This is a genomic window from Nocardia aobensis NBRC 100429, assembly GCF_000308375.1.
Taxonomy (GTDB): Bacteria; Actinomycetota; Actinomycetes; order Mycobacteriales; family Mycobacteriaceae; genus Nocardia; species Nocardia aobensis.
The window spans coordinates 1-14,314 of the sequence record NZ_BAFQ01000296.1 but is presented as its reverse complement, the minus strand read 5'-3'; the positions used below and the strand labels follow the sequence as shown (position 1 = coordinate 14,314).

The following is a 14,314-nucleotide window of genomic DNA, read 5'->3' as shown; positions in this document are numbered from 1 at the left end:
TCAAGCCTGGTCGTCGAGCTGGCGAATCTCCAGTTCCACATCCCATTCCGGCCCGTGCACCCGCAGAAACCGCGAACCCCATTCCATGGCCTCGTCCTGCGAGCGGGTCTGCAGCAGGCAGTATCCGCCGATGACCTCCTTGGACTCGCTGAACGGGCCGTCGAGCACGGTCTGCTTCCCGCCGGTCTGGCGAACTCGGACGCCTTCGTCGACCGGTCGCAGGCCGGCGGTGTCGAGCAGCACGCCGGCCTTGGTCATCTCCTCGAGCAGCTTGCCCATATCCTCGGCCATGGCGGGATCGGGCCCGTGCACCGGCGCGGCCGCGGGGTCGAGCCGGATCAGCATCAGATAACGCATATCGGCATCCTTCCTCATCGCACCTGGTAGCGGAGATACACCGCGCCCGAACCGAATGCCTTCGACTCCAGCAGGTCGAGATCCAGTTTCGCCTTGTCGTGGAACACCGGGGTGCCCGAACCGAGCGTGACCGGATGGACGACGATGCGGAACTCGTCGACCAGCCCCATATCGATGAACGAATGCACCAGCTTCGGACTGGCGTAGATCGCGAGCACGCCGCCGTCCTGGCGCTTCAGCGCCTCGATCTGCGCGGCGACGTCGCTGCTGATCAGCCGGGTGTTGTTCCACTCGGCCGACTCCAGCGTGGTGGAGCAGACGATCTTGTCCACGGCGTTGACCCATTCGGCGTGCCGGCGCTCGCCCGGGGAACTCTCGGCGTTCGGCTGCTGCGACCAGTACCCGAACATCCCCAGGTAGGTTTCGCGGCCGTAGATCGCGGTGTCGAAGTCGGCCTGGATGTGCTCGGCGTAGGCCTGCAATTCGTCGTCGTAGGCGCGGAACGTGAACTCGAATCCCAGATTTTCGCCGGACGAGGCATAACCGTCCAGGGTCATGTGCTCGAAAGCCACCAGTGTGCGCATGGTTGTGTCCTTCCAGGGGTGGGCTGCCTCTCAGCCCCTCACCTACCCCTCGAACGAGGCACCCCCGGAATCGACATCACCGCAAAACTATTTTTCTGGTCAGGAGAACGCCTACGGCCCCGCGACCGGGCTCAGGCAGCTGGCGGGCGGGTCGACGAAGATGCAGAGGGCCGGGGCGCGGGTGGGGCGGTAGTCGCCGGGGACGCCACCGGCGGCGACGATCTGCGTGTAGGTGCCGACGGCGTCGGTGGGCCGGCGGGTGAGCGACGGATCGGTGCGGACGTCGACGGTGTACAGGCCGAAACGCGGTGTGTAACTACCCCATTCGTAGTTGTCCGTGAGGCTCCAGTAGTTGTAGCCCATCACGTTCATCCCGTCGGCCTTGGCGCGTTGCAGCCAGTAGACGGTGTCGCGGAGGTGGTCGCTGCGGGTGTAGCCGTCACCGCGGGGCAGGCCGTTCTCGGTGGGCATGCCGTTCTCGACGATATACAGCGGCTTACCGGGGAACCGGCGCGCATAGTGCTGCAGCGCATAGTAGATGCCCTCGGTGCGCAGCGGCATGTCCCAGATGCGCGGGCCGGGCAGATTCGGCAGCGACGAACCGGTGGCCCGTCCGATCGCACTGTACAGCGACTGCGCCGGGTCGAATCCGAAGTAGTAGTCGACGCCCACGTAGTCGAGCCGGGCGCCGATCCGGTCCACCAACTCACCGTTGACCTGATCCTCCGCACCCGCGACGTATCCGACGTTGGCGGTGACCTGAGCTCCGGGCTGCTTCTGATGGATGTAGTCGTAGCTGGCGTTGTGCACGTCGACCACCCCGGTCAGCATGGCGTTGGCTTCGGCGCCCGCCTCGCGAACCTCGTTCTGGATGTAGGCGACAGGTTCGTTCACGGTGACCCACAACGGGTTCCGCGAGGCATAGCGATCCACGACGGCACGCATGTTTGCCAGCCAATCGCCCACCATGCCCGGATTGCGCCAGCCGCCCCGGTCGGCCTCCCAGCCCGGATACACCCAGTGGTCGAGGGTGATCATCGGCCGCATCCCGGCGCGCACGATGCTGTCGACCACCGAATCGTAGAAGCGGAACGCGTTGTCGTCCCACTTCCCGGGCTCGGGTTGCAGCCGCGCCCACTCGATCCCGACCCGGAACACCCGCATTCCCATATCGGCGGCCAGCCGGATGTCGGAGTCGTAGCGATCGGCGAAGTCGACCGAATTCTGCAGTGGTTCGTACCCGGGGTTGCGCGCGATGTAACGAGTCCAATTGCTGTCGGGCGAACGGCCTTCGGACTGGAAGCCCGAACTCGCCACACCCCAGAGAAATCCGGAGTCCAGCGATGCGAGCGCTGCCGCCCGCATCGGTGGGCCGGCCAGGGCCGGAGTGCCGCTCAGCAACACCGACGCAACAGCGACGAACACGGCCGAGACATTGCGCAGAAACCGGGATCGCATCAAGCCAGGGTAACGAATGGACCCGGTCCGCGCTGGTGATCGGTCACCACTACGTCACCGTCGCAATGGGATCCGGCGCGCCACCAGCGACCCGCGAGCATCGCAGCCTCTTGCGCGGCGCAGCGCACCGGGCGACGCACAGCCGCCCGGCTCCGCGCTGGTCAGATCGTTTTCTCGTGCAGCCTCTTCGCGACCCACGCGTCGATCTCGCGGAGAGCGGCGGCGACCATACCGGTCGGGCGGAAGGTGAAGGCGTGGGCGGATTCGGGATAGACGCGGACGTCGACATCGTTCCCGGCGGCGGCGAGCCGGGCGGCCAGCGCCAGATTGTCTTCGAGGAGGATGTCGCGTTGCCCCACCACCAGCAGTGCCGGCGGTAGGTCGCCGAGGTTGCCGTAGAGGGGAGATATGTCGGGATCGGTGCGGTCCGCGACGTGACCGGCGTAGGCCTCGATGAAGTAGTCGTCGGCGTACAGCCGGCCGCCGGGAGAACGCCCGCTCAGGTCGTAGGCGCCGTACTGCAGGACGGCACCGGCGAACCGATCGGCCAGTCCTCGATCTCGCAGACGCAGCAGGGTGGTCACGGCCAGGGTGGCTCCCGCCGACGCCCCACCCACCACGAATGCCGATGTGCCGAACAACGATTCCGCACGCTTCACCAACCACAGCGCCGCGGTTTCGCAATCGTCGGGCGCGGCGGGCCAGGGATGTTCGGGCGCCAGTCGATAGTCGACGCTCACCACCGCCACTGCGAGAGTGTCGGCCAGCACCGCATTGCGCGCATCACCACCGGCCGCCGAGCCGATATAGAAGCCACCCGCGTGGATATCGAGATAGACACCCCGCACTGCGGTCTCCTGGGGAACGGTGACCCGCACCGGAACTCGACGACCGCCGACTTCGGCTATCTGCTGGGCGGCCCGGGAACCCGACGGCGGCCGGGACGCGTCCTGCCTCGCCCGGACCCGCTGCAATTCCTCGAAATCACGGGGACCCGCAACGGGTTTCGAGGCGGCATCGAACCGCCGGCTCTCCTCGACGTGCGCATCGAATCTCGCATCGATCAGCCGCTTCAGCCCGATTTCCATGATCCTCCTGATTACGCCGCATGCCCTGCGGCACCGAAATGGCGGCTGCGCTCGGCACGTCAGCGCCGGACAACCCCCCGTTGTTCACTCGGATGCAACCAGTTGCGGTGACCTGTATCAAACAACCGGATACGCCGGTACGCACAACCATTGGTTGAACACCCAGGGTGACGGCGACTTCTCGCGGCACATTCCCGCTGTGCCGGCACACACCGGTGAACCTGCGGGCACTCCGCGCCGCCGGCGATCACCGCCGTGGGCGGGCGCGGCGCCCCGTCCGGCAGACTGGGCGGATGGCACATTCCGCCGCGTACCACCCCACCCCGGCGGATCTGGCCGCCGCGAAGGACCGGACCATTCCCGATCTGGTGGCACCCGATCTGCGGGTGCTGTTCTGCGGTATCAATCCGGGCCTGTGGTCGGGCGCGACCGGCCACCATTTCGCGCGGCCCGGAAACCGCTTCTGGCCCGCGCTGTTCCGGTCCGGCTTCACGCCCCGGCTGTTCCGTCCCGATGAGCAGCAGGAACTGCTCGCCCTCGGGATCGGCATCACCAACGTCGCCGCGCGAACGACGGCGAAGGCCGACGAGCTGACCGCGGTGGAATTGCGCGACGGCGGCCGGGCGCTCGCCGAGCGAGTCCGGCACTACCGGCCCCGGGCCCTGGCCGTCCTCGGTCTGGGCGCCTACCGCACCGCCTTCGGCCGGCCGAAAACCACCGTCGGACGCCAGGCCGAAACCCTCGGCACCACCGAAATCTGGGTGCTGCCCAACCCGAGCGGCCTCAACGCCCACTACACCCTCGACGCCCTGGCCGCCGAATTCCGCACCCTGCGCGAAGCGACGGAACCCGACTGACGGCCGACGAACACCGCCGTCATCCGATCCGAACGACCCGTGCCCATTCGGGCGGCCTCTCAGAAGACGAAGCCACGCAAAGCCAGGAACCGCAGACCGCCGACCGTGCCCGTGACGGCGAGGACGGCGCTCGCCTGCACGAGGTCGCCGAGGCCGGGCGCCCAGAAACGGAGGCCGGCCAGCGCGGCCGTACTGATCACCACACCGAGGAGCGCGAGGCCGCCGCCTTCCCATTGCGCGGTGAACCAGCCGATGCGGCCAGCCGCTCGGAAGGTGAGGCGGCGGTGCAGTTCGTTCGCGATCGCCGTACTGACCAGCGAACCCGCGATATTCGCGACGAGCGGTCCGACCCCACTCATGACCACGAACAGCAGGGCATAGGCGATATTGCTTGCGCCGCCGACCAGCGCGAAACGGATCAACTGGGCGAAGGCGTGATCACTGCGCACATACCGCCGACCACGGTCGAGCCACTGTGAGCGCAGCATCGGCGGGAGTCCGATTCCGAGAGCCGAATCGAAACGACTGACGAACGTCGTGTCCCACACGGCATTCCGGGCTCCGACCGTGGCGAGTGCTCCGCTGTTCATGGGAGAACTGTCTTCCACGCCGCTGTCACCGGACTGACGCAGCGCTGACACGGGACTTACACGAGCTCCGGCGCGGGTAGCTCGGGTTTCCGCACCACTGGAAGAGACTTGCGCGGGAACGCTATTAGAGTCCCCGCATGGGGAGGCAAGCGCGTATCGCGCGACTTCGTCAGGTGAGCGGACTGGCGGCGCCCGTCGTTCTGACCTCGGCGACGACGCTGGTGCTGGGCGTGACCGATACCGCGTTGCTGGGTCACCACTCGATCGAAGCGCTCGGCGTCGCCGCACTGGTTGTGCCGGTATGGATCTGCTGTACCGCGCTGGTGGTGCCGTGGGGATCGGCCACCCAGATACTCGTCGCGCGCCGGCACGGCGGTGAGGACATCGACGCGGTCCGGGCGGTGGTATCGACGGGGCTTTCGGGCGCCGCCGCGGTCGGAGTGACGGTCGCGGTGGCCGCGGCGGCGGCCGCACCCGTGATCGTGGCGGTGACCGCGCCGGTGGGCGCGGATCGGCGTGAACCGACGGTCATGTTGTGGATTCTGTTGTGCGGGTTGCCGTTCACGGCCGTCACGGCCCATCTGCGTGGTGTACTCGCCGGCATCGGTGATACGAGATCCGGAGCCCGGGTCGCGGTGGCGGTGGCTTTGCTGAACGTGATGGTGTCGTGGATTCTGATCTTCGGTGCGGGGCGGGGGCCGGCGGGGTCCGCGATCGGTTCGACCGCCGCCGTCGCGGCCGGCACGGTGGCGCTGATTCCACGTGTCCGCCGGGCCATCGGGCCGGTAACCTTCCGTGCTCGCGCGGATCGCACGGTGTGGCACGCGGTGACAGTGCTCGCGGTGCCGGACGTCGTATTCGGAGTCGTCGGCTACGGGAGCGACGCCGTGATCACGGCAGTGGTGGCGCGAGCGGGGACGGTGAGCCTGGCCGCGCACCGGGTGATGAGCCTGGCGGTATCGCTGGTGTGGATGCTCGTGTTCGGAATCGGTGTGGCGGTGGCGGTTCTGGCGGGCCAGTGCCTCGGCGCCGGCGACGATCGCGGGCGGCGCGCTGTCGTGCGGGCCGGCGCGGTGCTGATGATCGGCACCTCGGGTGCGGTCGCGGTGCTGCTCACCGCGCTGTCACCGGTGTTGTTCCGGCTCGTCACCGGTGATGCCGCGGTGGGCGCGACCGGGCGCGGGCTGGTGTGGTCGTTGCCGGTGCTGGCGCCCGTCATGTCGATCGGCATGGTCTACGCGGCCCAGCTGCGCGCGGCCGGGAACACGAAAGCGGTCATGTCCGCGTCCGTGTTCTCGGTCGTCTGCGTCACCCTGCCCGCGGTGTGGATCGCAGCCGCGGTACTGCACTGGGGGCTGCCGGGTGTCTATCTCGGCGTCGTGGCGGGCTGGACCGCACGCGCCGCGACCACCCGCCGACGATGGCGGGCAGAGGTCGCCGCTACCCCAGCTTGAACACATTGGCCTTTCCGGAGACCACGGTGTCCTGAGGATCCACCAACGCCACCCGGACCTGCACGGTCTGGCCCTGCTGCAACTGTGCGGGCGACCCATCCGGGCCGGTCAGCTCGACAACAGTGCTCTGCGTTTGCCCATTGCAGGTGACCTGCGATTGCGTACCCATCGCGGACGGGGCGTCGGCGTTGGGATCGCCCACCATGACCTTGACCGCGGACGTGCCGGAATTGGCATCGCAGGTGTAGTCGACCCCGACATTGGCCGGCCCCACCCCTTTGATGTCGATGGTGTTGGCGGCGAGCGCTGGAGCGGCCGTCGACACGGCGGCCAGCCCCATCCCTGCCAGGGCGGTGACGAAAAGTGCTGAGCTTCGGTAGTTCCGGCCGGTCATCATCGATCTCGTCCTCCTGGCTCGTAGTACGAACGGTGATACCGAATACGGTGGAACGCCGGGTGTCGTATCGCGGGTCGGTGGACGCGCCGACACCGTTATCGAGCAATGGTGTGGATACCCAAAAGCGCAGGTTCAAACTCGCGGACTGATCGTCGCGGTGCCCGACGCCGCGCTCGGCAGAGGCGTGCTCGGACCGTGTGAGGAATCGGCGATCCGATCATCGCCGACCCCTACGGCTCACGCCTGGGCGCGGTATCCGGGTGTGGACCCCGGCCGGTTCGCCGGGCGGGGTCCTCTCGCGTCGGCCTGGGCGAGCGCGGGTTTCCACCCCAGCTCGGGAGCGATCAACTCCACCGTGTCGTGCAGGATCTGCTCGTAGTCGGCGCGATGGAACTCGTAGGGCAGCTCCAGACGCAGTTCGGCGGTCTGCGCGAGGACCGGATCGGCGCGCAGCTGTTCGAGAATCTGCTCGGCGGTGCCGACGACATCCGGGGCGAACAGGACCCGCCGCGCACCCTGCGGGCCGAGGGTGCGTTCGTGGCGGCCGGCGGCATAAGCCCGGTACCGCTCCCGGGTCGCGCGGTCGGCGCTGTCGAACGGGACGATCACCCGGCCGATCGCGACGCGCGCCGGGCGCGACGGATCGACGCGTTCGCGATAGTCGTCGATGAGCCCCAGCTGAGCGGTCACGAAATCGTCACTGCGGTCGCCGAATACGATATTTCCGCTGAGCAGATTCAGCCCGTTCTCCGCCGCCCAGCGCACCGAGCGGGTACTCCCACCTCCGTACCAGACGCGGTCGGCCAGGCCGGGGCTGTGCGGCTGGAGCCGTGGGCGCTGGGTGTTGCCCGGCGAGTGGATGACGGTGTCGGCGTCGCCCAGGTAGTGGCCGCGCAGGTTGTCCATCAGCCGGGCCACCCGGCCGTAGGACAGGTCGAAGCTGCGCCAGTCGCCGTCGAAGACCAGATCACCGATCAGGTCGGCGTGCGGTGGCGTCCCCGCGCTGAAACCCGGCTGCAAACGCCCCTCGGACAGCACGTCGGCCAGCGACAAGTCCTCGGCCAGCCGGAACGGGCTCTCGTACCCGATCGGAATCACCGCCGCGCCCAGCTCCACTCGGCTCGTCCGCTGGGCAGCCGCGGCCAGGAAGACCGCTGCCGAACCGACTCCGTGCTCGAGATGCCGCTGCCGGATCCACGCGCCGTCGAACCCGAGTCGCTCGCCGTATTCGAACAGTTGCAGCGTGTCCTCGAGGCCGGTGTACGGATCGTCGTCGAGGTAGTTGCCCGGGGTGAGAAACGCCAGCGAACTGATCCGCGGCGAGCTCATTCCTGACGCTCGTAGGGGATCTTCTCCCCCGCCTCGACCGCGATCGGCAGCCGGTTCTCCGCCGGTGGCAGCGGGCAGGTCGCCAGATCGGTGTACGCGCACGGCAGGTTCACCGCACGGTTGAAGTCGAGCACCACCGTTCCGTCGGCCTCCGGCGCCGGCACCTGCAGCACCCGATTCGCCGCGTAGGTGGTGACTCCGGACGTCGCGTCGGTGAACAACACCGACAGATCTCCGGCACTCTTTCCGGGAAAAGCGGTGAGGCGCAACGGTTTACCGTCGACCTCGAATTCGATCTGCCCCGGCGCGTCGTAGACGTGCTCGAGTCCTTCCACCGCAGCGCCGACCGTCGTCGGCCGTGGCTCCTCGAAGGCCACATAGCGTCCTGTGACCGCCCACTTCGGGTCCGGCACGAACGCCGGAGTGCCGCGAAAAGCGGTGCGCAGCGGGGTGTTCGGGTGCCGAGGGCGCACGATGTCGTGGCCGCCTCGCTTGGCGACCTCGATCACCGCGTCTCCCCAGACCGCGTTCACGCCACCGCGTTCGGGGATGACGCCGAATCCGTAGCGGCCGCGCACCGGCTCGCCGTCGACGACCAACTCTTCGTCCTCGTCGAGCACGACCACCACGCCGTCGGCCCCGGTCGACCAGGCGCCGGGGGCATCGTCGAAGCGCTGCGGGTTCTCGGTGAGCCAGTGCAGACTCGTGATGGCGAGAAAGCCGTGCCGGTCGGACAGGTGCGCCTCCTGCCGCCGATGCCATTCCTGCCACTCGGTGGTGAAAGTGTCCGCGTCGGTGGGCGACGGTGCCGATATTGCCATGGTTTCGATGTAAGCGGATGCCTCGGCCCGCGCACAGGCTTCCGCTCAGCCCGAACACAATTCGAGTGTGGGGCGGCGACGGGCGGGGGATGATGATGTGCGCAGCCGGTAGCCGGTTACGAGCGTGGGGCGCAGTTGGGATCGGGTGAACTTTTCGTGCAAACCTCGGCGAGATTGCGCGAAAACCGCAAAGAACGGCCAGGTTTGCACGAAAAGTACAGCCTCCCCGCCGGCCAACTCGCCACTCACCGGCCGCGACTACCGACCACTTTCAGCCACCGGCCGTGTGCGGTCGTGGGCACCGTGCCGCGCACAGCCGCGTCACACCGGTCCTCTAGGCAACCGGAACAGTGTCGTCGTGCCGGGTCCGCAGTTGCGCCGGCCGGTACTTGCCGTCGGAGAACCAGTGGTGCGAGCCGGGTTTGCGGGCCTCGGTCGCCAGATGCTTTATCCCCGCCTCGCACGCGAATTCCTTGAGCTTCTTGCCCGCGAACCCGGCGAAGTACAGCCGCATGGCGGTTTCGTCCTTGTGACCGAGCTGATAGATCCCGGCGTCCCGGCCGAAGCTGAGGCACATGGCGGGGAAAGCGAGGTCGATCGCCGAGGGCTGTTCCCCTGCGATGCGGTGCAGGACGGTGTCGGCGGCGTGCGCACCCAGGCAGTACGCCGTGTAGGCGCTCATGCGGAACGGCAGATCCGAGGGTGCCGACGAATCACCCGCCGCGACAATGCGTTCGTCGTCGACGCTGGTCAGTGTCTCGTCGGTGAGCAGCCGCCCGGCGGTATCGACGCTCAATCCGCTGCGACCGGCCAGGTCCGGTACGCCGAAGCCCGCCGCCCAGATCGTCACGGCACTGGCCAGGGTCCGGCCGTCGCCGAGTACCACAGCGTCTCGCCCGATCGCGGTGACGGTCGCATCGGAACCTTCGACGACCTGCACTCCGAGTTTCGCGAGGTACTTGTGCGCCGTGCGCCGCGCCTTGGGATGCAGGTACGGCCCGAGAACGCTGCCGCACACCAGGGTGACCGCGCGCCCTTGTCCGGCCAGCTCGGCGGCGGTCTCGATCCCGGTCGGCCCGCCTCCGATCACCGTCACCGCGGCCGACGAGGGCGTATCGAAGAGGACCGAACGCAGTCGCTGCGCCGCCTCCAAAGTCGCTATCGGATAGGCGAATTCGGCCGCCCCGGGTACCTGCGGTGCGGGGATGCCGCTACCCACCGCGTAGATCAGATAGTCGTAGCCGATGCTGTCACCGCCGGCCAGCTGCACCGTGCGCCCCGCCGCGTCGATCCGCGTCACGCTGTCGACGACCAGCCGCACCTTCTCGGCCAGGACATCCGGGTAGTCGACGACCGCCTCGTGCGTCGCGCCCACCAGTTGGTGCAGCCGCAGCCGCGGAACGAAGACCTGGCGGGGGTTGATCACCGTCACCCGCACATCGTCACGCTGCGTCAGGCGGTTGGCCGCCATCACCCCGGCGTATCCGCCACCGATCACGAGGACTTCGTTGTTCTTCATCGTCTTCCTCCGTTTGCTGAGGGGGTCGGGCATAAGACGCCGCATCCCCCGCGGCTGTGACAGCGCGTGAGGTGGATCACGTCGCATTCACCCGACTATCAGCGATCCTGCTTGGGACCGGAGGATCGACTCGGCGGCGCGGTCACTCGCCGCACGGGTGCTGCGGAGGGTTTCTCGGCCCCGGCAACGTCGCTGGACGCACCGTTCGAGGTGCTCGGCCCCGATGCGGCATCCGCGCGCGGCGCCACTTCGCAGGCGTTCGGCGCCGGGACACCGGACAACCGTTCGCCCAGCCACTGCGTCGATCCGAGAAAGCCGTCGAAGTAGCCGAGGATATGTTCCCCGCCCACGATGCTCTTCGTGGCCGGAACTCCCAGAGCGCACTGTTCGGCATAGAACGCCTCGGCCTTCGCGACAGGCATCCAGGGATCGTGCACGCCGTTGTAGACATAGATCGGCATGCCGGCCTTCCTGCCCTTCAGGCTCAATCGCCGGAACATCATGTCGGCGAATTCGGTGTGCAGCGGGTCGGCCATATTCGCCACGGCCGCATAGGGTACGAACACTCCGATGTCCGCCATGGTCGAACTGCACACATCCTTGAGCGGGGAAATGGCCGCCCACTGCGCCAGATGATTCATGCGGCTCAGGATTTCGGGATGTTCGCGGGCCAGCGCGAGCGTCACGGTCAGCATCAGTCCCGAGGCGTAGGTGCCGTCGAAGGTCTTCGCGAAGGATTCGTAGTCGATGGGCAGGCCGCCCATCGCGGCCCCGGCCAGGTGGGGGGTCAGTTCCGGGGCGTATTCGTGTGCGAGCATCGCGGCGGCGTAACTGGCGATGGCACCGCCGGAATAGCCGGTCATCGCGAAACGGCTCTCGCCGAAGTCGTCCGGCATCAGGTGGCGTACCGCACGCACGGTGTCGAGCATGATGTGGCCGGCCACGGTCGGCTCGGCATAGGCCATCAAGGGGCCCTCGTGGTCCGGAATCACCACCGCGTAGTTCCGGCTCGCCGCCCACATCGTCGATGACGGGACGAAATCGTTGCCGGTGCCGCCGGTCGTGATGTCGAATCCGTGGGAGAACACGTAGCCGGGAGTGCAGCGCCGGTTGAGCGCGTTGATCGGCGGCGCGTTCAGCAGCACCGGTCGGCTCCCCGGTCCGGTCCACCGGCCGAAGGGCAACAGCAGCGTCGCGGTCCCGTAGGAGGGCGCACCGGCGGAGTTCGTGGTCCGGAATTTCACCTGTACCGCCCGCTGAACCGGCGTGAGCACCGTCAGGAAGACCATCGGCACCCCCGGCCAGCTGACATCCCGCGATTCGATGACATCACCGGGTGCGTAATGCGCGAGATCCGCCGGTGCCTCGTCGAAGAACGGATCCCCGGTCGGACTGGATTGAATCGCCTTCCACAGCGCCTGCGGATCAGACGCCCCGCCGGGATCGGCAGCAGCAGACCCGATCCCGGGCAGTACCGACGTCGGCGCGGGAATGGTGTCGTCGAGCCATTTCTGAAACGCCGAAGGCCCCGGATCCTTGTGGGCGGCTGGAGGATTCGGCTCGGAGGCCGTAGCGCCCGGATCAGCCGCCGCCGGCGCAGCGGGGCTGGACGCCGACGGCGCAGGCCGATCGGAGGTCGACGGCGCAGCCGGACCGGCCCCGGACGGCGCAGGAGAATCAGCGGCCGACGGCGAAGCAGGACTCGACCCGGGCTGCACGGGCCCGGGGGCCGTTGGCGGCGCGGCCGGAACGGCTCCGGACGGAAGAGCGGGATCAGCAGACGACGCCGACGCAGGACCGGCCCCGGACTGCACAGACCGATCGATAGCTGGCGGCGCGGGCGGCACGGCCCCGGACGGCGCAGCAGAATCAGCGGCCGACGGCGCAGCAGGACTCGTCGCGGACTGCGCGGGCCGGTCGGAGGTTGGCGGCGCGGCCGGGTCCGACGCGGAAGGCGCGGCACTATCGGGGGCGGGCGGCTCGGCTGGACCGGGCGCTGAGGGAACAGCCCGCTCAGGGGTGGACGGCTCGCCCGGGCTCGATGCCGGCGGAGCTGCCGGGCCGGTAGTGGACGGTGCCGGGGTAGGCGACGGCGGGTCGGCGAGCGCGGCGACCGGCCCCAACGCCACTGCGCACCCGATCGCCGACGCAACCGCGACGCTCCGCAGACATTTCACGACAACACACCCGCCCTGTCAGAGTTGTACTCGAACCGAAGGTCGTGCAGAAGTGGAACAGTCCCGGCAAATCCGGCACACAGGGGCGCACGTCGGCAGCGGCCGACACCGCACCGACTTCCGAAAGATACTCCTGGTCCAGCAAACTTCGGGGGATCTGCGACCGCACACCACCTCGTGTCTCGAGCGGCGTGTACCCGGCACCAGCCTCTGCTGCGGCAACCTCGCCGCCGGAACCGCCTCCCGCGGCATTCCGCCGATGCCGGTGTTCGAGAAGTAGCGACGTCGGTTCGTGCCCGGCGAATCGCGAGTTGATACGACTGGAGCCCGCACGATCAACCGGAGGCCGAGACTGTTGTGGTGAGAGTCGGTCGCCGGAACCATGGCTGCAGCGAGGCCACCGATCTCACCGCATCGGCACCCGATCACGGTAGGCAGACAGCTTCGGCAAAGCTGGGCCCTACCATCGATCGATCGGAGTCCTCCTGGTGACCTGCGGCGCTACCGAAACCGGCCGACTCTCACCCGACTTCTATCGCCTGTGGCAGGCCTCGACCGTCAGTCAGCTGGGCAGCGCCTTGGGCGCGGGTGCTCTCCCACTGATCGCCATCCTCGTCGTGCACGCCTCCGCCCTACAGGTCTCGCTGATGGCGGCGATCGCCGGATTGGCCAGTGCGGCAATCGCCTTGCCGATGGGATCGTTTATCGAGTTCCATCGCAAACGACCCATCATGATGCACGCCGACCTCGTCTCGTTCGCGGCCCTAGCCAGTGTTCCTCTGGCCGCGTGCTTCGGTGCATTGACCTACGGGCAACTCTGCGTCGTACTCACGCTGCAAACCCTCTGCGACATGGTGTTCAACGCCGCCAGTGGGGCCTATGTCAAGGCCATCGTCGCCGAGCCGCACCGCGTGCGAGCCAACAGCCGGTTCGAATCGACCTTCTGGACCGCAGCCACCATCGGCGCTCCGATCGGCGGCATTCTCCTCACGGTATTCGGCGCAACGATCACCGTGGCGCTCGACGCGGTCAGTTATCTGCTGTCCGCGTTCGGGATCCGGAGTATCGCAACCATCGAACCGATACCGGCGCACGCGCCCACAGACCACCAGTGGCGCCGTGAGATCCACAGCGGATGGACTTACATCTTCGATCACCCCGTACTGCGCCGACTGTTCTGGAACGGCATGCTCTTCGGCGGAGCGGTCACCCTCACCACCCCGTTGCTCGCCCTGCTCATGCTGCGCGAACTGCACTTCGCACCGTGGCAGTACGGACTCGCCCTGGGGCTGCCCTGCCTCGGCGGCCTTCTCGGATCCTTGTGCAGCCCAAGACTTGTGGCGCGATTCGGTCAGCGCGCAGTCCTCCTCGGCTCCGGTACGTTGCGCACCTGCTGGATGGGACTGCTCCTGATCGCAGGCCCCAGCGCACTGGGCCTCCTCGTCATCCTGACCGCCGAAACTCTCCTGTTGCTCTGCGCCGGAGTGTTCAACCCGGTGTTCGCCACCTACCGAATGAACTGCACCGCCGACGATCACATGAGTCGCGTCCGTACCGCGTGGTCGATCAGTTCGAAGAGCGTCCAGCCCGCGTTCATCGCCCTGGGCGGTCTGATAGCAGGCGCGACGAGCCCACGGGTGGCGATCGGGTGCGCGGCCGCCGTCCTTTTCGCCGGCTCGGCCC

The 14,314-nt window shown here is 67.9% G+C and carries 13 protein-coding genes; 3 read left to right on the top strand and 10 right to left on the bottom strand.

Translation table 11 applies throughout. The features are described 5' to 3' along the window. The 4 genes from RJ03_RS33240 to RJ03_RS33225 all read right to left on the bottom strand — a co-directional run bounded on the left by RJ03_RS33240 (position 1) and on the right by RJ03_RS33225 (position 3,487). Positions 1-375 carry a YciI family protein gene (locus RJ03_RS33240; RefSeq protein ID WP_232329331.1) on the bottom strand — a complete coding sequence of 125 codons (375 nt, stop codon included), beginning with the start codon at positions 373-375 and terminating at the stop codon, positions 1-3. Further along, complete coding sequence (locus tag RJ03_RS33235) at positions 372-941, bottom strand: dihydrofolate reductase family protein (RefSeq protein WP_036510691.1); 570 nt, start codon at positions 939-941, stop codon at positions 372-374. The genes RJ03_RS33240 and RJ03_RS33235 overlap by 4 nt, the downstream gene beginning before the upstream one ends. A 111-nt stretch (positions 942-1,052) precedes the next feature. Beyond that, on the bottom strand, positions 1,053-2,399 hold the full coding sequence (locus RJ03_RS33230; protein WP_036510687.1) for a family 1 glycosylhydrolase: 1,347 nt from the start codon (positions 2,397-2,399) through the stop codon (positions 1,053-1,055). Positions 2,400-2,560: 161 nt separating this feature from the next. After that, complete coding sequence (locus tag RJ03_RS33225) at positions 2,561-3,487, bottom strand: alpha/beta hydrolase (RefSeq protein WP_036510684.1); 927 nt, start codon at positions 3,485-3,487, stop codon at positions 2,561-2,563. A 293-nt stretch (positions 3,488-3,780) separates the two neighbouring features. On the opposite strand from RJ03_RS33225, the gene mug reads away from it, so the two are divergent. Then, the gene (mug, locus tag RJ03_RS33220) at positions 3,781-4,344 is read left to right on the top strand and encodes a G/U mismatch-specific DNA glycosylase (protein ID WP_036510681.1); all 564 of its coding nucleotides are present in this window, start codon (positions 3,781-3,783) and stop codon (positions 4,342-4,344) included. Between the two features lie 59 nt (positions 4,345-4,403). Here mug and RJ03_RS33215 read toward each other — a convergent pair whose 3' ends face one another. Then, positions 4,404-4,832 carry a GtrA family protein gene (locus RJ03_RS33215; RefSeq protein WP_051025625.1) on the bottom strand — a complete coding sequence of 143 codons (429 nt, stop codon included), beginning with the start codon at positions 4,830-4,832 and terminating at the stop codon, positions 4,404-4,406. 239 nt (positions 4,833-5,071) lie between these two features. Between RJ03_RS33215 and RJ03_RS33210 the strand changes: the two genes are divergently transcribed. Further along, the gene (locus RJ03_RS33210) at positions 5,072-6,388 is read left to right on the top strand and encodes an MATE family efflux transporter (protein WP_083871536.1); all 1,317 of its coding nucleotides are present in this window, start codon (positions 5,072-5,074) and stop codon (positions 6,386-6,388) included. Here RJ03_RS33210 and RJ03_RS33205 read toward each other — a convergent pair. From RJ03_RS33205 to RJ03_RS33185, 5 genes are all read right to left on the bottom strand, one after another. Next, positions 6,375-6,785 (bottom strand): hypothetical protein, encoded by a 411-nt coding sequence (locus RJ03_RS33205; RefSeq protein WP_157163590.1) that lies wholly within the window; start codon positions 6,783-6,785, stop codon positions 6,375-6,377. The genes RJ03_RS33210 and RJ03_RS33205 overlap by 14 nt on opposite strands. Before the next feature lie 237 nt (positions 6,786-7,022). Further along, on the bottom strand, positions 7,023-8,114 hold the full coding sequence (locus tag RJ03_RS33200; protein WP_051025614.1) for an LLM class flavin-dependent oxidoreductase: 1,092 nt from the start codon (positions 8,112-8,114) through the stop codon (positions 7,023-7,025). Continuing rightward, positions 8,111-8,935, bottom strand: a complete 825-nt coding sequence (locus RJ03_RS33195; protein WP_036510674.1) for a DUF1684 domain-containing protein — start codon at positions 8,933-8,935, stop codon at positions 8,111-8,113. Before RJ03_RS33195 ends, RJ03_RS33200 begins: the two co-directional genes overlap by 4 nt. A gap of 334 nt (positions 8,936-9,269) precedes the next feature. Beyond that, positions 9,270-10,454 carry an NAD(P)/FAD-dependent oxidoreductase gene (locus RJ03_RS33190; RefSeq protein WP_036510670.1) on the bottom strand — a complete coding sequence of 395 codons (1,185 nt, stop codon included), beginning with the start codon at positions 10,452-10,454 and terminating at the stop codon, positions 9,270-9,272. A gap of 98 nt (positions 10,455-10,552) precedes the next feature. Beyond that, on the bottom strand, positions 10,553-11,743 hold the full coding sequence (locus tag RJ03_RS33185) for a lipase family protein (protein ID WP_051025613.1): 1,191 nt from the start codon (positions 11,741-11,743) through the stop codon (positions 10,553-10,555). 1,376 nt (positions 11,744-13,119) lie between these two features. Between RJ03_RS33185 and RJ03_RS33175 the strand changes: the two genes are divergently transcribed. Next, positions 13,120-14,314: MFS transporter (locus RJ03_RS33175; RefSeq protein ID WP_036510665.1), on the top strand; the 1,195-nt coding region annotated here is incomplete at its 3' end.